General features: G+C 62.8%; 17 protein-coding genes and 2 tRNA genes. 7 read left to right on the plus strand and 12 right to left on the minus strand.

Translation table 11 applies throughout. From position 1 onward, the window contains the following. Window positions 1-7: 7 nt before the first annotated feature. The 5 genes from H2LOC_RS11920 to H2LOC_RS11940 all read right to left on the minus strand — a co-directional run bounded on the left by H2LOC_RS11920 (window position 8) and on the right by H2LOC_RS11940 (window position 5532). Window positions 8-1129 carry an efflux RND transporter periplasmic adaptor subunit gene (locus H2LOC_RS11920; RefSeq protein ID WP_136496597.1) on the minus strand — a complete coding sequence of 374 codons (1122 nt, stop codon included), beginning with the start codon at window positions 1127-1129 and terminating at the stop codon, window positions 8-10. Between the two features lie 501 nt (window positions 1130-1630). Next, window positions 1631-2587, minus strand: a complete 957-nt coding sequence (locus tag H2LOC_RS11925; protein WP_136496598.1) for a sulfotransferase — start codon at window positions 2585-2587, stop codon at window positions 1631-1633. After that, the gene (locus H2LOC_RS11930) at window positions 2584-3327 is read right to left on the minus strand and encodes a GNAT family N-acetyltransferase (RefSeq protein ID WP_136496599.1); all 744 of its coding nucleotides are present in this window, start codon (window positions 3325-3327) and stop codon (window positions 2584-2586) included. Before H2LOC_RS11930 ends, H2LOC_RS11925 begins: the two co-directional genes overlap by 4 nt. A 3-nt stretch (window positions 3328-3330) precedes the next feature. Next, window positions 3331-3858, minus strand: a complete 528-nt coding sequence (locus tag H2LOC_RS11935; protein ID WP_136496600.1) for a phage tail protein — start codon at window positions 3856-3858, stop codon at window positions 3331-3333. A gap of 246 nt (window positions 3859-4104) precedes the next feature. Further along, a complete protein-coding gene (locus tag H2LOC_RS11940; RefSeq protein WP_136496601.1) occupies window positions 4105-5532 on the minus strand; it encodes a carbohydrate porin in 1428 nt (475 codons plus the stop codon). A gap of 410 nt (window positions 5533-5942) precedes the next feature. On the opposite strand from H2LOC_RS11940, the gene H2LOC_RS11945 reads away from it, so the two are divergent. Next, window positions 5943-6374, plus strand: coding sequence for a hypothetical protein (locus H2LOC_RS11945; RefSeq protein ID WP_136496602.1), 432 nt, complete (start codon window positions 5943-5945; stop codon window positions 6372-6374). Between the two features lie 10 nt (window positions 6375-6384). Here H2LOC_RS11945 and H2LOC_RS11950 read toward each other — a convergent pair whose 3' ends face one another. After that, window positions 6385-6930: a hypothetical protein gene (locus H2LOC_RS11950; protein ID WP_136496603.1), complete on the minus strand. Its 546-nt coding sequence runs from the start codon at window positions 6928-6930 to the stop codon at window positions 6385-6387. 220 nt (window positions 6931-7150) lie between these two features. On the opposite strand from H2LOC_RS11950, the gene H2LOC_RS11955 reads away from it, so the two are divergent. Continuing rightward, complete coding sequence (locus H2LOC_RS11955; protein ID WP_136496604.1) at window positions 7151-7897, plus strand: SDR family oxidoreductase; 747 nt, start codon at window positions 7151-7153, stop codon at window positions 7895-7897. Between the two features lie 343 nt (window positions 7898-8240). Beyond that, a complete protein-coding gene (locus tag H2LOC_RS11960) occupies window positions 8241-9737 on the plus strand; it encodes an arylsulfatase (RefSeq protein ID WP_136496605.1) in 1497 nt (498 codons plus the stop codon). A 141-nt stretch (window positions 9738-9878) separates the two neighbouring features. On the opposite strand, the gene H2LOC_RS11965 is transcribed toward H2LOC_RS11960, so the two are convergent. Both H2LOC_RS11965 and H2LOC_RS11970 read right to left on the minus strand, forming a co-directional pair. Then, window positions 9879-10520 carry a hypothetical protein gene (locus H2LOC_RS11965; protein ID WP_136496606.1) on the minus strand — a complete coding sequence of 214 codons (642 nt, stop codon included), beginning with the start codon at window positions 10518-10520 and terminating at the stop codon, window positions 9879-9881. A gap of 104 nt (window positions 10521-10624) precedes the next feature. Next, window positions 10625-11413 carry an SAM-dependent methyltransferase gene (locus tag H2LOC_RS11970; RefSeq protein ID WP_246206808.1) on the minus strand — a complete coding sequence of 263 codons (789 nt, stop codon included), beginning with the start codon at window positions 11411-11413 and terminating at the stop codon, window positions 10625-10627. A 126-nt stretch (window positions 11414-11539) separates the two neighbouring features. Between H2LOC_RS11970 and H2LOC_RS11975 the strand changes: the two genes are divergently transcribed. Then, window positions 11540-12166: an FMN-binding negative transcriptional regulator gene (locus H2LOC_RS11975; protein WP_136496607.1), complete on the plus strand. Its 627-nt coding sequence runs from the start codon at window positions 11540-11542 to the stop codon at window positions 12164-12166. Between the two features lie 65 nt (window positions 12167-12231). Here H2LOC_RS11975 and H2LOC_RS11980 read toward each other — a convergent pair. Further along, a tRNA-His gene (locus H2LOC_RS11980) sits at window positions 12232-12308 on the minus strand. 49 nt (window positions 12309-12357) lie between these two features. Beyond that, window positions 12358-12433, minus strand: a tRNA-Lys gene (locus H2LOC_RS11985). A 307-nt stretch (window positions 12434-12740) separates the two neighbouring features. On the opposite strand from H2LOC_RS11985, the gene mdh reads away from it, so the two are divergent. From mdh to H2LOC_RS12000, 3 genes are all read left to right on the plus strand, one after another. Next, window positions 12741-13703, plus strand: a complete 963-nt coding sequence (gene mdh, locus H2LOC_RS11990; protein WP_136496608.1) for a malate dehydrogenase — start codon at window positions 12741-12743, stop codon at window positions 13701-13703. A gap of 82 nt (window positions 13704-13785) precedes the next feature. After that, the gene (gene sucC / locus H2LOC_RS11995) at window positions 13786-14979 is read left to right on the plus strand and encodes an ADP-forming succinate--CoA ligase subunit beta (RefSeq protein ID WP_136496609.1); all 1194 of its coding nucleotides are present in this window, start codon (window positions 13786-13788) and stop codon (window positions 14977-14979) included. 331 nt (window positions 14980-15310) lie between these two features. Continuing rightward, a complete protein-coding gene (locus tag H2LOC_RS12000) occupies window positions 15311-17077 on the plus strand; it encodes a tetratricopeptide repeat protein (protein WP_136496610.1) in 1767 nt (588 codons plus the stop codon). 122 nt (window positions 17078-17199) lie between these two features. On the opposite strand, the gene parE is transcribed toward H2LOC_RS12000, so the two are convergent. Together parE and H2LOC_RS12010 are read right to left on the minus strand one after the other, a co-directional pair. After that, complete coding sequence (gene parE / locus H2LOC_RS12005; protein WP_154331641.1) at window positions 17200-19263, minus strand: DNA topoisomerase IV subunit B; 2064 nt, start codon at window positions 19261-19263, stop codon at window positions 17200-17202. A gap of 116 nt (window positions 19264-19379) precedes the next feature. Then, window positions 19380-19553 carry a hypothetical protein gene (locus tag H2LOC_RS12010; protein ID WP_154331642.1) on the minus strand — a complete coding sequence of 58 codons (174 nt, stop codon included), beginning with the start codon at window positions 19551-19553 and terminating at the stop codon, window positions 19380-19382. Window positions 19554-19703 lie beyond the last annotated feature (150 nt).

Here is a 19703-nt window from a genome sequence, read left to right on the forward strand (position 1 = left end):
CGAGGCGTCACTTGTCTTTTGCGGCGAGTTCGGCCAGCAATGTCGGCATCCCGCGGATCGCGACCCGGTCGCCTTCCTTCAAAGGCCCGCGGATCGACGCATATTGCGGCGTCTCCGAGACGAGCTGGACCTGAATGGCGCGAAAGCCGGAGCGGCTGCGCACGAATACCCACTGATGATCGCCGTGAGCGACCACCGCGTCGGCTTTGGCGCGCCATTGCCCGCCGCCGGAACCGCCGAGGCGGAGGATCGCCTGCAAGGCTTGTCCCGGCCGCAACAGGCTCTTCGTCGCCCGGAATTCGGCGACCGCGGACAGAGACTGGGTGGCGGCGTCGACCGTGCGGCCGATCCGGATCAATCGGCCTTGGGCGCCGACAGACGGCAAGGTCACGCTCTGCCCCAGCGCCAAAGGCGCTTCACGACCCACCGGGATTTGCAGATTGACCCAAATAGGATCGAGGCGAGCGATCGTGAGGAGCGGCGCCGAGGCCGGCACGCGTTCGCCTGCAGTGCCGTGGCGCTGAAGGACCACGCCGGAAACAGGCGCGCGGACCAGAAGTCCGCTGGCGAGCTTGCGGTCGCGGCGGAGCGTTTCGATCTCCTCGTCGGTCATGCCCGCGAGAGCCAGCAACTGCCGGCGCTCCTCCAGCGCAGCTCTCGCTTGCGTCGCCTCCGCCCGCGTCACGATCACGCGCCTCTCGGCGATTATGCGCGCCTTGACCAGCTGCTCGTCGCGCCGAAGCTTTTCGCCGGCCAGCGTCGCGTCCGAGTCGGCATGCAAAAAAGCGCGTTGCGCTTCGAGGAGTTCGGACGATTTCAATTTGGCGACCGGCGCGCCGGCGGTCACCTCCTCGTCCGGCGCGACCAGCAGCGTCTCGACGAGGCCGGCGGCCGGCGCCGCAACGACATGAAGCTGTGTCGGGGGGACGGCGACGACGCCGGGGACGACCAGTTCCCCCGTCTCGCCTTCGCTCTCGATCGGCCCGGTTTCGATCCCCGAGGCTCTGATCTGTTCGTCGCTCAATGCAATCGGGATTTCGACAGCGTTCGCATAGGACGGGCTCTCGGCTCTCGCAAAGCCGAGCCCGAAGCCGACCGCGAGCAGTAGAACGGTTCTCCTGAGCGACATCGTAGCCCTCTTGTAAGCTTTAGCGCAGCCTGTATTTGGCAGGATTCAGATGACGTCAAGCTGACGTCACAACTGAACACGCAAGATGTCGACCAGCTAAGGTTATGCCGGGATGAGATCGCAGACGAAAAACTACGATATGCTGTAGAGATGCATCTCAAGCTCTTGGATCATCTGCGCAGAGACATGAGTAAGCCTAGCCGTATGAGGCGCTCTGCGCAAGGCCGCGCCACAGGCGCTCCAGGGCAATCGGGTGAAGGATGGAACCTTTCGATGTGGGGCGAATACCTCCCCTTGGCGGGGAGGTCGGTCGGCGAAGCCGACCGGGTGGAGGTAAAAGGCGCAAAATAGGGCTGAAAACCACCCCACCCCGCCGTTTCGCGGCGACCCTCCCCCTCAAGGGTAGGGTAATAGTCCTTCACCCGATCGCCCTGACAGGCGCACGCGTTGCGATTAAATGTCGATCTGTAAAACCGTCATCGCGACAGCCGCGCGGCGCCCCTACTCCGACGCCGCCTGCAGCGCTGCATAGGTCGGGCCGACGACGAGGTCCACGAGTTCCGCAAAAGGGGCGGCCGCCGCGCGCTTGACCGCGCCGTCGTCTTCAAAGGCAGCGGAACGCTGCTTGGAATGGCGCGCCAGAACCTCATCCAACGCGGCCGAAGCTTTCGCGTCGAGCGCATAGCCGAAGTGCTCCGGCAAGCGATCGCGCATGGCGGGGATAAGGTCTTTGTAATCCAGCATGAGGCTGGCGCCGGGCCTGTGCGCGGCGAGAGCGGCTTGGCCGAAGGCCGCGAGGATGCGGCACAGATAGGCCTCCCTGGACATGTCGTAGAGTTCCTCCGGCGCAATTCCCGAGAGCTGATGAGGAAGGGCGCCCATCATCGTGTCGGCGCCGGTCTGCGCATGTTGGGAGGCGAAGACCTCGAGCGGATGGCGGTAGAGAAAAACCCAGGGAACATCGGGAAAGACGCGCCGGATCAAAGGCAGATGGAAAATATCGGCGGCGCAGAATTTGATGAAGAAGCGCGCTTCGCCGGCCAATCGCCGTTGCCCGAAGGCGTTCGCCATATAAAGCAGCCATGTTTCCACCTGCTCTGTGGTCGCAGGACCAAAGAGCGGCGCGTGCAGGACATTGCGGATCGGCGAGGCTTCCGAGACCACGATATGCACAGGATCGGCCGCCAGCGCCTGTGAGAGCAGCGTCGAGCCGCAGCGCGACATATGGAAGATGAAGCCGGACGGCTTCAATCCGGAAGGCAGGCTCGCCGCGGCCTCGATCAGCGTGCGCCGCTGAAACAGCTGGTTGAACGGGCGCGTGAAGGCCGCCACCACGGTTTCGTAATAGAAGGGCTCGACGAAACGGCGCGGGCCGTGATGGCACCAGTCGACGATCATATCCTCGCCGGCCCAGGCCGCCCGGTAGGGCGTCCAGCCGATCAGGCTGCGCTGGGTCATACCACCGGCGCCCAGGGCATGAGCCAAAGCTGCTGGCCGAGGCGTAAGGCCGCCATCACATCCTCGACGTCGAAGACAAACCCATATTCCGCGCCTACGGCCACCGCCTCGGAAACAAAAGCGTCAATCTCCTCGAAAGGCAGCAGGCGCTCTGCGAGTTCGGCCCGCCCGGCGACGAAGAGACGAAACTGCTGAAGGGCGTCGGGACCGGAAAGTCGAGCGCCGCCTGTGGCCGGCGCGCGCCATTCCATGAAGATATGGGCGTCGTCCTGCCCTGTCGCGGTAAATCCCGAACGAACGTAGAGCCGCATCGCGGCAACATTGAATGGCGAGACTCCGAGGCGAACCGGAACATTGTTCACCCCCGCCTCTTCGCAAGTCTCCTGCAGGAGAGTCGAACCGATTCCCTTGCCCCGCCATTCGGGAAGCAGCGCTATATCGACGATAAAATACGCTTGCGGGCCGCGATGCGTCACAATACGGCCGACCGGCCGGTCGCCAATTTCCACGATTTCAAAATCCGCGTCAGGAAATTGCGCGCGATAACCCTGCGTCTGCCCCATAAACTGCTGGCGCAGGGCCGTTTCCCGCATCGGGGGATCGAGAAAGGACAGGTCCTCTATCAACAGGCGCGAGCGGCGGAACAGCTCGAACCGAAAATCGGCGTCGGCCGGAGTCTCGTCTCTCTTGCGCAAAGGTGGCCCGCCGGCAGGCCGCGCTGGTTCCTGGGCGCCCGGCATCCGTCAGCTTCTGGTTGGAAAAATGCCGAGGAGAGCTATGCAGAAATTCAAGACGAGATAAGGGTTTTGAACCGAAAACGGCTGGCCGCCGCCGGCGACGCCGATCATGTTGTTCGCCATCGCAACCGGCTCGGTCGCCTTGGGCGCGAACATGCCGCCCCGCCACAAAGGCACGCTGCCATTGTTGAACTCGGCGAGGAAAGCGCCGGCCGGACTCTTCGCCGACCCCCCTGCCGCATCCGCGGTTACGCTGTGATTATGGGGCGGCAGTTGGGTCTGGGTGAGGGTCACGCTGCTCGATCCGCCGGCCTGGCCGAGGACGAAGCCATTGGTTTGATGGACCGCCACGCGCCCCTGCAAATTGGGCAGACCGAAAGTCTTGCTCCCGTCTCCGCCATAGAAGGTGCCGATCAGGGCGAACAAGGCCTGGTTTTCTGAGATCGACAGGAGCTGGCCGTTGCACAGCGCCCATCCGCGAGGCGGGAAGTTGAACGCAAAGGCGCGGATTTCTCCGACAAACGGATTCGACATGCTCGCCTCTCTCCAGAGCGCGTCCGGTTTTGACAGAATCAAAACCTGCGCTCCAGGTCTTTGATTTATCGTACTTTCCAAGTCGTCGTCGGCGCCTCGGCCTGAAAACGCTCCAAGGCTCGGAAACACAGTGCCTCACGCCTTGGCCAGCGTCAACAAAGCCGACGACGGCATGTCCTTGCATGGAACCCGAGTCGGTCGTTCGTAGGATCGACAAGTTCGCCCTTATGCAACAGGGCTGGTCCGCTAAAATTTGGTTTGCAGACGCAGGCCCGCATAGGTCGCGCGGGTTTTGGTTGCGGTCCAGGGTTCGACCACCTGCATATCCGCGGACAGGCGCAACCACGGCGTAATCGCATAATTGTAAAAGGCCTCCACGCCGCCTTCGCTGCGCCGATAAATTTGCAGCGCGGCCAGACCGGCGAGCAACGGGGCGCTCAAGCCATAATGGAAAAAGCCGACGCCCCAACGGTCGAGTTCGCGCCCTTCAAGGAGGTTATTGCCTCCAAGTCCGCCCAGCGCAGTCCATTTGACGGGGTTGGGATTGCCGTCGGAGAGCGTGACCAAAGAGAAGAGGCCCCATCCGACGTTGGGATTGTCTTCGGTGCGAAAAAGATACTGCTCGGCCCCGTATGAAGCGAACCAATAGCCCTTTTTCGTCAGGGGCGCGCCTCCCGAGACGCGCTGGCGCACGCCGTCGATGTCCTCGAGATCGAAGCCTCGCGCGTTGCTGTAATAGCTGCGGATGGTGTGGAAACTCTGGAGGCCGGCGATCTCGGTCGAGAAGGTCGCGATGCCGCCGACGACGACGCCTTTCTCGAAAGGCCGCTCCAGCACGCGCGGGTCTTGCGCGTTGCGCGGATCGGCTATGGCGAGCGTCAATTTGATCGGGTCCGCCCTGAACGTCGCTGCAGCCCCTAAAGTGTATGTCGGCGACACGATAAGCCGATCTCTAACCCTGCCCGCCGTGGTGACGCCGATGCCTGTCGCCGGCGCCGCGAAGGCGCGATTCATGAAGGTTTCGACGCCGCCCCCGCCGATGAGCGGCGTTTGCGCGGCAAGCGTCATCGTGTTGATCTTTCCGGCGCTGACGGAAAGTCGCTCGCCGATATCCTGCGTGAAGACCACGGAAAGCGCGGAATGGTAAGTTTCGCTCGAGACGAAAGCCTGGGCGGCGTTGACCGGAAGCAACGCATAGTCGGTGTAATTGATGTCGCGCCCGAAGAAATGCTCGTATTGCACATTGACGCGGAAGCCCCGCCAAAGGCCGAGCTTATCCGCGTCGACTTTCAAAAAGGCGTCCATCTTGCCGCCATAGGCCGAGTCCCTCAGACGATCGCCGGCGATCTGGCCCTGCTCGATCTGCGTCACCCATACGTTCGGCGTCATGCCGATGCTCTGCAACTGCTCCTTCAGCCCGCCGGGCGTGTCGGCGAGAGAGCGCCGCGTCGACAGAGACGAATTATCCTTTTCGGACGGCTCGCCCTTCTCGGGCGGCTGATCCTCGCCAGAGGGCTGACCGCTTTCAAACGAGGGGACGCTCTCGGCGCAGGCTACGCGCGTCGCCCCGGTGCAAACCGAGACAACGGCCAGCAGCCCGAACACCTTGCCGAGGCGCGCGGTGCGCGGCGGGTCTTTCCGGTCGAAAGGCTTCGTTGAATCCAACCTGTCCATTCGGCGCACTGTCTTCGCGTTCGGCCATGGCGCGCCGGCCTCGTATGAGCGCATGGAAGGTCATGGGGTCCGTCACGCAAAGGCGGCGCCGGGCAATCATTATGTGTGACGGCCCAGCGGTCAAGACGACCGCCGAAACTTGCGCCCCATCCGAGAGTTGTTTCGCAGGCCCATGTCGGCGTCCTGCCAATTGGCCGCGGCGCTCGACGTGGGTCTTCTTAAACTCCTGTAGAAAAGCGGCGCGTCCCAAAGCGCCGGCTTTTGAAAAGCCATCGCGAGAAGCCTGAAGAATTCTCAAAATACCAGCGGCGCCGCGGGATGACCTCGCCGCGTCCGAACGCGCCTAACTTGACAAAGCCCGGGGCTGCGTAAACATTCACGGCTGCTGGCGCCCGGGAGGGAATTTCAAGATGCGCTTACACTGGCTGATTGCGCTCGGATTTTTCGTGGGCTCCGCGCCGGCTTTCGCTCAAAGCGCTCCCAATGCGATGCTCGGGGGCGAGATGGCGCAGGCGGGGAAAAACGACTGCTTCGTCAACCGGGGCTATTCGACCTTCCAGCGCAATTTTGCGTCGTCGGTCTCGGCCGGAACCAAGGCTGTGATCACCCTGCCCGGCGCCTATTGCCAGGGCGCCGATCTCAGCGGACAGGCTGTCCTGATTTTCAACAATGCGACCTCCGGCAATATTCGTTTCAAGCGCTTCCCCAATTCCGTCGCGGGCTCCGCCGGACTGTCCTTCGCGAATTACGCCGAGACCGTCAATGCCGCCGATCGTGAGATCACGGTGCAGTTCGACATTGTCGGCGCCTTTCCCATCAGCCTCGTTCTCGAAGCGCCCTGAGCCTTTGCGCTCAGGCCTTTAGGCCGCCTGCGCTTCGCGCGCTCAGCCCGGCGGGAAAACTCAGCCCCTGCGGACCGGCGAAGCCCGATTGGGGCGCCGCGACCATCCGGGAGCCGCCGGAAAGACAGGGACGCGCCAGGAGCCAGGCCTCGCCGCCGGCCGCATGGGCGAGGGCCATCTTGGCGACGCGACTTGCGGCGCGCAAAAGCGCGTCCGGGTCCGGTTCGCTGCCTGCCGTCGCTCCGCCCGCCGCCGGCGGGGCGATTTGGAGCAGCCCCGCGCCGGCGACGCGCGCCACCAGCGCATAGGGCGGAGAATAATCGGGCCACACCCCGGCGAAGGCCTGCTTTCCGGAAGCGCCGGGGCGAAACATCGCGCCGGTCGGCTCGTGCAGAACCAGCACGGCGGCGGCGCCCTGCAATTGAACCAGCCAGGGATGGTCGACGTCGAGGTCGGTCGCCATGGAGACCCGACCTGCCGCCTTGCAGGGCGGCGCGAAGGCGCTGGCGGCGCTGGCGGCCAATCCGACGGAAACGGCGCGGCGACTGAGGGTCATGCTGTGCTCTTTGCCTCTCGGAAGCGTCTTTACGGCGCGGCGCCGCGTCGATGATCGATCCGTCGGAACGCCCGCGGACCATCAAAGAGAAATATAAACGGGGGATGTTGTCAAAGTCGCTATGGGCGGGGGCTTCGGCCAGCGCGTTTTAGGACTGCCCGCCGTCCTCGAGAACCCGCCGGAAACCGACCGGATAGACCTCAATATGGAGGCGTTTTTTATGCCCGAACCCGGATATTCGAACAAAACGGCAATTGTGACGGGGGCTTCGAAGGGCATCGGGGCGGCGATCGCGCGGCGCCTCGCCGCGGATGGCTTTCAGACCATCGTCAATTACGCCTCCAGTCCGGCAGAGGCCGAGGCAGTCGTCTCCACGATAATTGCCGCGGGCGGGCGCGCCAGGGCCGTCCGCGCGGATGTCGCCGATCCCGCGGCCGTCAGCATGTTGTTCGACGAGGCCGAGTCCGCCTTCGGACCCGTGGATGTGCTGGTGAACAACGCCGGGATCATGAAGAACGCTCCATTGGCCGAAGTTACGGACGCGGACTTCCAACGCCTGATCGCGGTAAACCTCACAGGCGCGTTCAACGGCATGCGCGAAGCGGCGCGGCGCTTGCGCGACGGCGGGCGGATCGTAAATTTTTCAACCAGCATCATCGGCTATTATCTGCCTGCGCATGGCGTCTATGCGGCGACCAAGGCGGCCGTCGAAGCGCTGACGCATACGCTCGCCAAGGAGCTCGGCGGGCGCGGCATTACCGTCAATGCGGTCGCGCCCGGACCGGTGGCCACGGAGATGCTTCTGACCGGCCGGCCCCCCGAACTGATTCAGCGCGTGGTCGACGATATTCCGCTGGGACGCGTCGGTGAGCCCGACGATATCGCCCGCGTGGTCTCTTTCCTCGCCGGCGTCGAAAGCGGATGGATCAACGGCCAGGTGATCAGGGTCAACGGCGGGCGCAATTGAGCGTATCGAGCGGGCTCGAAGACGCCGCCGCTAGAGTCTTTCCATGTTTCATGGAAAGACTCTAAGTTTTTGTTTTAACGCGTTTCCCACGCCGAACCGGTGTCCACTTGGGCTGGAAACGCTCCAGGCATGTTCCCAAAAAGTGCGCAGCGGTTTTTTTTGGAAGAGAACATGCCCCGTCAATGAGATTCGAAGCGCGTTCGACCGAACGCGCTTTAGAAGCCGCTTGGCGCTTTCTGGGCGCATGCTCTAGCAGGCGCCGCGATCAACGCTACTTTCTCTCTCGCCGTCTGCTCGGCCAGCGTTTGCCGAGGAAATTTGGATTGATCCGGGAGGGAGAGAAATGTCGCAGGCGAAAAAGCCGAACATCCTCATTCTATGGGGAGACGACATCGGCTGGTGGAACATCAGCTACAACAACCGCGGGCAAATGGGCTACCGCACGCCCAACATCGATCGGATCGCCAACGAGGGGCTGGCGTTCACGGATTATTACGGCCAGCAGAGCTGCACGGCCGGACGGGCGGCCTTCATCACCGGCCAGAATCCCATCCGCACCGGGCTGACGAAAGTCGGCATGCCGGGCGCGGACGTCGGACTGCAGGCGGAGGACCCGACCATTGCCGAGCTCTTGAAACCTCTGGGCTACCGGACGGGACAATTCGGCAAGAACCATCTCGGCGACAAGGACAAGTTCCTTCCCACGCTGCATGGCTTCGACGAATTTTTCGGCAATCTTTATCACCTCAACGCGGAAGAGGAGCCGGAGGACCCGGACTATCCGAAGGGCGACGAATTCAAGAAACTTTACGGACCGCGCGGGGTCCTGCACAGCTGGGCGGACGGCCAGGGCGGACAAAGGGTCGAGGACACCGGGCCGCTCACGAAGAAGCGCATGGAAACCATCGACGACGAAGTGACGGAGCAGGCGCTTCGTTTCATCGACGAGGCGCATAAGTCCGGCGAGCCGTTCTTTCTCTGGTACAACACCACAGGGATGCATTTCCGCACCCACAGCGCCGCAAAGCACAGAGGTAAAAGCAACGGCCAGGGCGAATACAACGACGTCATGGTCGCGCATGACGAGCACATCGGTCAGATGCTGAACAAGCTCGACGAGCTCGGCCTCGCCGACGACACGATCGTCTTCTACTCGACCGACAACGGTCCGCATTACAATTCCTGGCCGGACGCCGGCATAACGCCCTTCCGCTCGGAGAAAAACACCAATTGGGAGGGCGGCTGGCGCGTGCCCGCCTTCGTGCGTTGGCCGCACCGGTTCAAGGCGGGCGGCGTGCTCAACGACATCGTCAGCCATCAGGACTGGATGCCGACGTTGCTCGCTGCCGCCGGAGAGCCGAACATCGTGGATAAAGCGCGTGCGGGCTACACGGCGGGCGACAAGACCTTCAAAGTCTGCCTCGACGGCTTCGACATGCTTCCCTATTTCGCCGGCGAGACCGACCACAGTCCGCGGCGATTCTTCTTTTACATCAGCGACGACGGCGACATCCTCGCCCTGCGCATGGACGATTGGAAAGTCGTCCTGATGGAGCAGCGGGCGAAGGCTTTGGCGTGCTGGTTCGAACCCTTCGTCCATCTGAGGGCGCCGAAAATATTCAATCTCCGGCGCGATCCTTTCGAACGGGCGGACGAAAATTCAAATACCTATTGGGATTGGCTGCTGTCGCATGTCTACATCATGTATGCGATGCAGGGCGTCGTCGCCAAGCAGATCGAATCCTTCGTGGAATTCCCGCCGCGTCAGAAACCTGCTTCGTTCAATCTCGATTCGGTGTTGCGAAAACTGCAGGAGGCGAACAGCAGCGCCAATCACTAGAGCATGTTCCCAAAAAGTGCGCAGCGGTTTTTGGAAAAGAACATGCTCCTTCGATGAGATTTGGAGCGCGTTCGACTGCGTTTGAACCGAACGCGCTCTAATGACGCCCAAGACGAAAGGAGCGCGGATAGACGGTTTGTTCTATGCCCGCTCGTCGGGCAGGGATTTGCGTCTCAACAGGATGGCGCGCAGTTTCTCGGGGCCGAGGGCCTCGCTGATTTCAAGGAAGCCGAAGAAAGGAATCAGCGCCACGAAGACAATGATCGCGAGCATGGAGAGCGCTTGCAGCGAGCCATCCCCTAAAGTGGGTATCGCCCCGGTAGCCGGCTTCCCATGCCACATGCCGATGAGCGTTTCTTCGATTATGTGAAAGAAGATGGTCAGCGCGGCGAACACGGCGGACTTGAACAGGATCGTATAAATCAAAGGCAGCTTCCGCGTGATGCGGTCGCCGAGACGCAGGTCCTGGCCGACGACGACGATCTTCGACAGGGCAAGGGCGTTGATAAACGCGAATCCCTGCTGGTAGGTGAGTATGTCCTCGTTGAAGATGAACGCTTTATGCAGCGAAAGAACCGTCAGGAAAACCCATAGGTAGACGAATACTCGAAAAACCTTTTTTGCTTCTTCGACGGCGCCGGATTTGAGGCGGCTCATGCGTCCATTGGCCATTTTTCGGCTCCGTGGGTAGGCTGGAGGTGGGCTTGCAATAAACTTCTCCATCCGGGCTGAGGAAAATGGAGATGCGAAGCTTCGCCTTTTTTCACAGGTCCGGATGAACATTTATGAGAATGCCCGTTCGGCGTCGCCCGGTCGAGAGGAATTGGTCCGCAAATGGGTGGACCGGCGCATCGAAGCGTTGCGAGCGCTTCGCCTTGTCGAGCGCGTCATTTGGATTTTGCGGCCACCCAGCCCCCGAACAAATATGTCTGATAGAATCTCAGCGGGGTTTCGAAACCTGCGTCTTTCAAAATCGATAGCAGCTCGCTCTCCGGAATGAAGTCGACGTCTCTTTCGACATGGGCGCGGTCTTGCGCCAGTTCCTCGGCGGAGACCCCATGCGAAGCGTAAGACAGCAGCCAGGCGTTCGACAGCCGCACAAATTCGGGGGAATTCCTGTCCCCGAAAAGGTCGGCGACGACGAGCAGGCCGCCAGGCTCCAGATTTTTCGCCATCGCATGGAAATAGTCGAGCTTCTCTGTCCGGCCTTTTATGAAATGGGCCACGAAGATCGACGACGCCGCATGAAACGGGGCTGGCGATCGGTAGTCCTGCAAACGACCGTTAAAAAAATCAACGCGATCCGTCATCCCGGCTTCAGCCAGCCTATGCCGGCAAGCGTTGATCATATCGGGAGAAACATCCACTGCGGCAAAGCGCCAAAACGGAAAGCGCTCGGCCAGCGTGATAATTTCAGCGCCTACGCCAGCGCCTGCGGAAAGAAAGCGGGCATTCTCGGGCTGTCCTTGCAGCCACGGCGCAATCATCTGGTGCAATGCGTCGTAGCTCGGGCAAAAGCGGCGAATCCTGCGGTGGTATTTCGCGGCGAGGTTTTCGCCGAAATGCACTGCGACGTCAAACTGTTCGGATGCCATGGCCTTCGATGCCCAGTGGAGCTGGCCAGCCGTCTTCAGCGCCGAGCGCGCTGAACGGCTTGCCTCGCCATGTTGGCGCAAATTCGTTTCATTGTCTCGGCTGAGATCGTCTGCCGGGCAGCCGGCGGGTTGTCTCCTTGATTTGCAAGTGATTAGTTGAGCAACCACCCCTGCGGGGGTTGACCGAGCCCGCGCGAGGATTCGCCGATGTATCTCCCCGAAAACTTCCGCGAGCAAGACGCGGCGACGATCGCCGCGATCATAGGGAACAATCCTTTGGGAGCGCTGGTCACGGTCCAGAACGGCGCGCTGGTCGCGGATCATATTCCGTTTCTTCTCGACAGCGGGCGCAACCGGCTTCTCGCCCATGTCGCGCGCGCCAATCCGCTTTGGAGGCTTGCGGATCGCAGCCAGGATGCGCTGGCGATCTTTCAGGGAGGCGATCGCTATGTCACGCCATCCTGGTATCCGTCCAAGCGTCGAACCGGGAGGGTGGCGCCGACATGGAATTACGAGGTCGTTCATGTCTATGGGCGTCTCGTCGCGCATGACGACGAGCTTGCGGCCCGCGAAACGATCGAAAAATTGACGCGCGAGCACGAAGAGCGCCGGCCCGCCCCCTGGGCCGTCGGCGACGCGCCGGAAGATTATGTTTCAAAACTGCTGAAGGCGATCGTGGCGATCGAGATCGACATCACGCGCATCGAAGCCAAGCGCAAGCTGAGCCAGAACCGAAGCGCGGAGGATCGCGAAGGCGTGATCGCGGGTCTCGAAGAAGAAGATAACGACGCCGCGCGGGATATGGCGCGTCGGATGAGAGAGAGGGAAGTCTAGACTCGGGGCCCCGGCTCCAGCGTTATTTCGCCGGCGGTAGTTTTTCAGAGGCTTTTGGTTTTCAATGGTACCGCCACCCCGGCTCGAACGGGGGACCCCCAGATCCACAATCTGGTGCTCTAACCAACTGAGCTATGGCGGCCCGAAGCAGCGTTTGGTGCGCGCTTGTTCGGCGAACTTTGCCGATAAAATGGTGGGCGCACAAGGGCTCGAACCTTGGACCCGCTGATTAAGAGTCAGCTGCTCTACCAACTGAGCTATGCGCCCGTCCATACGAAGAAGCGCCAGTGCGGCGCTCCGCGTTCGGAACGAGCGGGGGGATAACAAATGGCGGACGCCCTGTCCAGTCCCTTTGCGACGAAATGAATACAAAGCGTTGGAAAGGAGACTTTTCCACACCCGGGAAAATGCCTGCGCCGCAGGCGCCGCCGGGATTTGTCCGCAAAAACGACAAATGCGGGCGCCCACGGGCCGGAAGGCGTCCAAACTTGCTCGAAAGGAGGGAAAAACGTCTTCCCACGAGACAAAAAGCGGGGTAGCTGTTCGGTCCGAGTACAGAGCATTGGGAAGAGAGATGTCGCGCAAGAAAATAGCTCTCATAGGCGCAGGTCAAATAGGCGGCACGCTGGCCCATCTGGCGAGCATCAAGGAGCTAGGCGACGTCGTCCTGTTTGATATCGTCCAGGGAGTTCCCGCCGGCAAGGCGCTCGACCTCGCCCAGGCAGGCCCGGTGCACGGCTCGGACAGCAAATTCGGCGGCGGCGACGACTACGCCGTCATCGAGGGCGCCGACGTCGTGATCGTTACCGCGGGCGTGCCCCGGCAGCCCGGCATGAGCCGCGACGATCTGCTCTCGATCAATCTCGGCGTCATCTCCAAGGTCGGCGCGGGCATCAAGAAATATGCGCCGAACGCCTTCGTGATCTGCATCACCAATCCGCTCGACGTCATCGTCTGGGCGCTGCAGAAATGCACCGGCCTTCCGCCGCATATGGTGGTGGGCATGGCCGGCGTGCTCGATTCGGCGCGGTTTCGCTATTTCCTCGCCGAAGAGCTCGACGTCTCGGTGGAGAGCGTCTCGGCCTTCGTCCTCGGCGGCCATGGCGACGACATGGTTCCCCTGATCCGCTATTCCGCGGTCGCCGGCGTGCCCCTGCCCGATCTCATCGAAATGGGATGGACCACCCAGCAGAGAATCGACGCCATCGTCGACCGCACCCGCAAGGGCGGCGGCGAGATCGTCGGCCTTCTCAAGACCGGCTCCGCCTTCTATGCGCCCGCCGCTTCGGCCATCGCCATGGCCGAAAGCTATCTCAAGGACAAGCGCCGGGTTCTGCCCTGCGCGGCCCATCTTTCCGGGCAATATGGCGTGAACGGCCTTTATGTGGGGGTGCCGGTGGTGATCGGCGCCGGCGGGGTGCAGCGGGTTCTGGAAATCAAGCTCGACCCGAGCGAAAAACAGATGTTCGACAAATCGGTGGCTTCGGTCCGCGCGCTCATCGCCGCCGCGGGCAAGCTCAATCCGGATTTCGCTTAAAATCCAAGCCATCAGGAATGACAACAGGCCCGGCGGCGAGGCCGGGCTTTCTGCGAGAGGGCCCGCGAGGGTTTAGAGCCAAATGAATATCCACGAATACCAAGCCAAGGCCATTCTGCGCGAGTTCGGCGCCCCCGTCGCCGTCGGCGTTCCGGTTCTCAAGGCTGAAGACGCCCTCGCCGCCGCCAAGACTCTGCCCGGCCCGGTTTATGTGGTGAAGGCGCAGATCCACGCCGGCGGCCGCGGCAAGGGCTCGTTCAAGGAAGCCGCCGCAGGCGACAAGGGCGGCGTGCGCATCGCCAAATCGCCCGAGGAGGCCGAGCTTTTCTCCAGGCAGATGCTCGGCTCCACTCTGGTCACGGTGCAGACCGGCGAAGCCGGCAAGCAGGTCAACCGCCTCTATATCGAAGACGGCGCCGCGATCGACAAGGAATTCTATCTCTCGATCCTGATCGACCGCGCCACCTCGCGGATTTCCTTCGTGGTTTCGACCGAAGGCGGCATGGACATCGAAAAGGTCGCCCATGACACGCCCGAGAAGATCGTGACCTTCCCGGTCGATCCGGCGACGGGAATCATGCCGCATCACGGCCGCCATGTCGCCGACGCTCTCGGCCTCAAGGGCGATCTCGCCAAGCAGGCGGGCGATCTCACCGAGAAGCTGTTCGCGGCCTTCGTCGCCAAGGACATGGAGCTGCTCGAAATCAATCCGCTGATCGTCACCAAGGACGGCAAGCTGCGCTGCCTCGACGCCAAGGTGAGCTTCGAGAACAACGCGCTCTACCGCCATCCCGACGTCGCCGAGCTGCGCGACCTCTCCGAAGAGGACGAGAAGGAGATCGAGGCCTCCAAATACGACCTCGCCTATATCGCGCTCGACGGAACCATCGGCTGCATGGTCAACGGCGCCGGCCTCGCGATGGCCACCATGGACATCATCAAGCTCTATGGCGAAAGCCCCGCGAACTTCCTCGACGTCGGCGGCGGCGCCACCAAGGAGAAGGTGACGGCCGCGTTCAAGATCATCACCGCCGACCCCAAGGTGAAGGGCATTCTGGTCAACATCTTCGGCGGCATCATGCGCTGCGACGTGATCGCGGAAGGCGTGATTGCAGCCGTCAAGGAAGTGGGCCTCAAAGTGCCGCTGGTGGTGCGTCTCGAAGGCACCAATGTCGATCTCGGCAAGAGCATCGTCGCTTCGTCCGGCCTCAATGTGATCGCGGCCGACGACCTCGACGACGCCGCGCAGAAGATCGTCGCCGCAGTGAAGAAATAAACTGCCCGGCCCGGCTCCTCTGCGAGCCGGGCCGCATTCCGATCGAGCTGAATCCTTTATTTTCGCTTGGCGACGGTCCGGCCTCGCCGAAGGCCCCGCGCGTCCAGCGATCGAGCCCGATCCCATCTGCATTGTCCGCCCGGCCAAATTCCCGGGCCCCCGCCCCGAACGCCGGAGCGCCCATTTCGCCCTTGCGGTAACCGCATAAAACCGCCATCATTTCGGTTGACAAGCAAGTTCCGCCGAGCTTGAGGCGCCGCTTGCGGCGCCGCACCCCCTTAACCTGGCGGAGGTTGAGATCGCCGTGCAATTTCCTCGCAAGAATTCGACAATGCGCCGTAGGGCGAACCGGTCCGCCCTGAGCAAGACCGCGCTGGGCCTCGTCTGGACGTTGATCGCCTCCAGCGCCTCCATCACCGCGACCGCCGCCGCTCAGGGCGGCGAAAGCCTCTCGGTGGCGCGGCCTTTCGAGGTCGGCCCGAGCCTCTCCGGCAATTATCTCGCCGCGATCGTGGCCCATTCGGAACGCGACACGCTGGCCGCGTCCACCTTTTTCCGCGAGGCGCAGCGCGGCGATCCCAACAATCGCGAATTGACCGAACGGGCGCTGATCGCGGCGCTCGCCAACGGCAATATGCCCGACGCCTATGCCTACGCCTCCGCCGTGCTCGCCCATGACCGCAGCAACGGCGTCGCCCATCTGACGCGCGGCGTCGAGGCGATGGTGGCCAAAAAATATCCCGCCGCCCGCGCAGAATTCGCAAAGGACGCTGCGCCCCAGCAGCCCGACGTGAAAAACATCCTGCTCACCGCCTGGACCTATGCCGGCCAGAAGCAGACCAAGCGCGCGCTTTCGACCCTGGACAAGCTGAACGGCGAAGGCTTCTCCGTCCTGCGCGACTATCACGCCGCCCTCATCGCCGACATCGCCGGCGACAGGGCCGAGGCGGACAAGCGCTTCAAGAGAATGCTCGGGGCCGACCGCACCGTCCTTCGGCTGGTGGACGCCTATGCCCGCTTCCTCTCCAGCCACGGCGAAAACGAATCCGCGCGCCGCCTCTACGAAGCCTATGACGCCGCGGCTCCGAATCACCCCATCGTCGTGGCGGCGCTGGCGGAGCTGAACGCCGGCAAGACGCTGGAGCCCTTCGTGCGCAACGCCGAGGAAGGCGCCGGAGAAGTGCTCTACGGGCTGGTGTCGCTGGGCGGGCGTCAGGCCGACGAGCTTGCGGCGCTGATCTATCTGCGGCTGTCGCTGGCTCTCGCGCCCGGCAATACGCTCGCGATCTTCACTTTGGCCGACATCTACGAGCGGCTGAAGCAGGTGGAGACCGCCATAGACCTCTACGACAGCGTGCCGGAATCAAGCCCGCTCCGCATCAACGCCGACGTGCAGGCCGCGCTCCTGCTGGAGACTCTCGGCAAGAGCAAGGAGGCGAGCGAGCATCTGCAGACCGTGGTCGAGGCCCATCCCAAAGACGCCGACGCTCTGACGGCTCTCGCCAATCTCCAGCGCTCGCGCAAGCTTTTCGCGGAATCGGCGGCGACCTATTCGCGCGCGCTCGCCCTGCAGCAAAATCCCGAGAAAAGCCAGTGGCTGCTCTATTACTACCGCGGCATCGCCAATGAGCGCCGCAAGGACTGGCCCGACGCCGAGAAAGATCTGAAGAAGGCGCTGGAGCTCAACCCGGACCAGCCGCTGGTTTTGAATTATCTCGGCTATTCCTGGGTCGACCAGGGCGTCAATCTCGACGAAGCCTTCCGCATGCTTCGCCGCGCGGTCGATCTCAAGAACCGCGACGGCTATATCGTCGACAGCCTGGGCTGGGCCTATTACCGCCTGGGCCGTTATGACGAGGCCGTCGTCGAACTCGAGAAAGCGATCGACCTCAAGCCTTCGGATCCGGTGATCAACGACCATCTCGGCGACGCCTATTGGCGGGTCGGGCGCAAGCTCGAGGCCCAGTTCCAATGGAACCACGCCCGCGATCTCGGCCCTGAACCCGAAGACCTGCCGCGCATCCTCGACAAGATCAAGAACGGCCTCGCCGACAAGCCCGCGGTCGCGGGCGAGAAAGCCAAAAGCTCCGGCGGCTGAGGGCGGGCCTTCGCGTCATCGCAAGCCGAAGGCGATCCAGGCCGCGCCAGCCCTCTGGGTCGCCCCGTCGCTGCGCTCCGCGCAATGACGTCGGAGGCCGCTTCAATCAGGCGAAAACCCGCTCACACATCCACCAGTTCGGTGGCGAAGGCGGCGTTCTCCTGAATGAAGGCGAAACGGGCCTCCGGCTTGTTGCCCATCAGCCGCTCGACGCAATCGGCGGTTTCCTCGCGCTCCTCGCTCTCGATGACGACCTTGAGCAGCGTGCGCTTTTTGGGGTCCATGGTGGTCTCCTTCAACTGCGCCGCCATCATCTCGCCCAGCCCCTTGAAGCGGCTGACCTCGATCTTGCCCTTGCCGGTCAGCTCCTTGCGCTTCAGTTCTTCCATATGCTCGTCGTCGCGGGCGTAGACGATTTTCGAGCCCTGGGTCAGCTTGTAGAGCGGCGGCACCGCCAGATAGAGGTGCCCTTTCTCGATCATCTTCGGCATCTGGCGATAAAAGAAGGTGATGAGCAGCGACGCGATATGAGCGCCGTCGACGTCGGCATCCGTCATCACGATCACTTTTTCGTAGCGCAGGTCTTCCTCGCGATAATGGGCGCCCGTTCCGCAGCCCAGCGCCTGGATGAGGTCGGCGAGCTGCTGATTGGCCGCCAGCTTGTCGCGGGTCGCCGAGGCGACATTGAGGATTTTGCCGCGCAGGGGCAGAATCGCCTGATTGACGCGGTTGCGGCCTTCCTTGGCCGAGCCTCCCGCGGAATCGCCCTCGACGATGAACAGCTCCGACCCTTGCGCCGAATTATTGGTGCAATCGACCAGCTTGCCCGGCAGGCGCAATTTGCGCGTCGCGGCCTTGCGCGCGACATCCTTCTCGGCGCGGCGGCGCAGCCGCTCCTCCGCCCGCTCCACCGCGAAGTCGAGCAGCTTGCCGGCCTGCGAGGGGGCGGCGGCGAGCCAGTGATCGAAGGCGTCGCGCACCGTGGCTTCGACGACGCGAGAAGCCTCGACGCTCATCAGCCGGCTCTTGTTCTGGCCCTGGAACTCCGGCTCGCGGATGAAGACGGAGATCATCGCCGCCGACTGGCCCATGAGGTCGTCGCCGGTGACGTCCTTGGCGCGCTTCGCCTGTCCGAGACGCTCGGCATGGTCCTTGAGGCCGCGCAGCAGCGCAAGACGAAAGCCCGCCTCATGGGTGCCGCCGTCCGGGGTCGGCACGGTGTTGCAATAGGAATGAACGAAGCCGTCCTCCGAGGGGACCCAGGCCACCGCCCATTCCAGCGAACCGTGTCCGCCCTCGCGCTCGACCTTGCCGGCGAAAGGCTGTTCGGTGACGGTCTCTTTCCCCTCGATCTCGCGCGAAAGATAGTCCTTGAGGCCGCCCGGAAAACGCAGCACCGCCTCGGCCGGGATGTTGGAGCCGGGCTCGATCAGCTCGGGGGCGCAGCGCCAGCGGATTTCGACGCCGCCGAAGAGATAGGCCTTGGAGCGCGCCATTCGGAACAGCCGCGAGGGCTTCCAATGCGCCTGCGGCCCGAAAATCTGTACGTCCGGCTTGAAGCGCACTTTGGTGCCGCGCCGGTTGGCGATCTTGCCCAGCTTCTGCAGTGGCCCCAGCGGCAGCCCGCGGGAAAACTCCTGGCGGTAGAGCTGCTGGTCGATGGCGACCTCGACCTCGACCTTCTCCGACAGCGCGTTGACGACCGAGGCGCCGACGCCGTGCAGGCCGCCCGAGGTCTGATAGGCCCCCGAATCGAATTTGCCGCCCGCGTGCAGCACGGTCATGATGATCTCGAGCGCGCTCTTGCCGGGGAATTTGGGATGCGTGCCCACCGGCATGCCGCGGCCGTTGTCGGTCACGGTCAGCCAGCCGTCCGGCTCCACCGCGACCGAGATGAAGGTGGCGTGGCCCGCGACCGCCTCGTCCATGGAGTTGTCGAGCACCTCGGCGAAGAGGTGATGCATCGCGGCCTCGTCGGTGCCGCCGATATACATGCCGGGGCGCCGGCGCACCGGCTCCAGCCCCTCCAGCACCTCGATGCTGTGGGCGCCATATTCCACCGGAACGGAAGCCTTGGAGGGCTTCTCAGACGTAGCCGCCGGCTTGGCCGCAGGGGCGGGTGCTTGAGCCTTGCCGCTCTTGGGGGAAGGCGCGGCGGCGGCGAAGAGATCGTCGGATTTTGCCATGGGCGGATTTTAGCGCGATTCGGGGTGGGAATGCGACGCGGCGGATGGGCGAGGGGGCGCCGCGCGGGCTGGTCGAGCCCCTCTCTATCTACCGTTTGAAAAGCTCGGAATGCTCATTATAGAACAATTTCGCCCGCATTCTGCATAATGACGAGTTGTGCATTGAACAGTTGCGCCGCGATGTCTGATATTTCGCGCAACGCCAGCTTTTCTTGGTCAAGAGGAGTGGGCTCCCGTGTCGGCAAAAAAACTTGTTGGTCGGTAATTTTCGGTCCCCGCAGAATTTCCATTTCCTTCCTCATCTCCGGTAGCTTAGCCCGAAGCGGCCTCTCGTCCCTTTTAAGGCGGTCGCGAACGAGCTTTACAAGGGACGAGCTGGTGAGGAACGCAATTACTTTTGGATCATCCGAGCAAAGATAAGCCTCGGCCTCGTTATAGGC

The organism is Methylocystis heyeri (assembly GCF_004802635.2).
GTDB lineage: Bacteria > Pseudomonadota > Alphaproteobacteria > Rhizobiales > Beijerinckiaceae > Methylocystis > Methylocystis heyeri.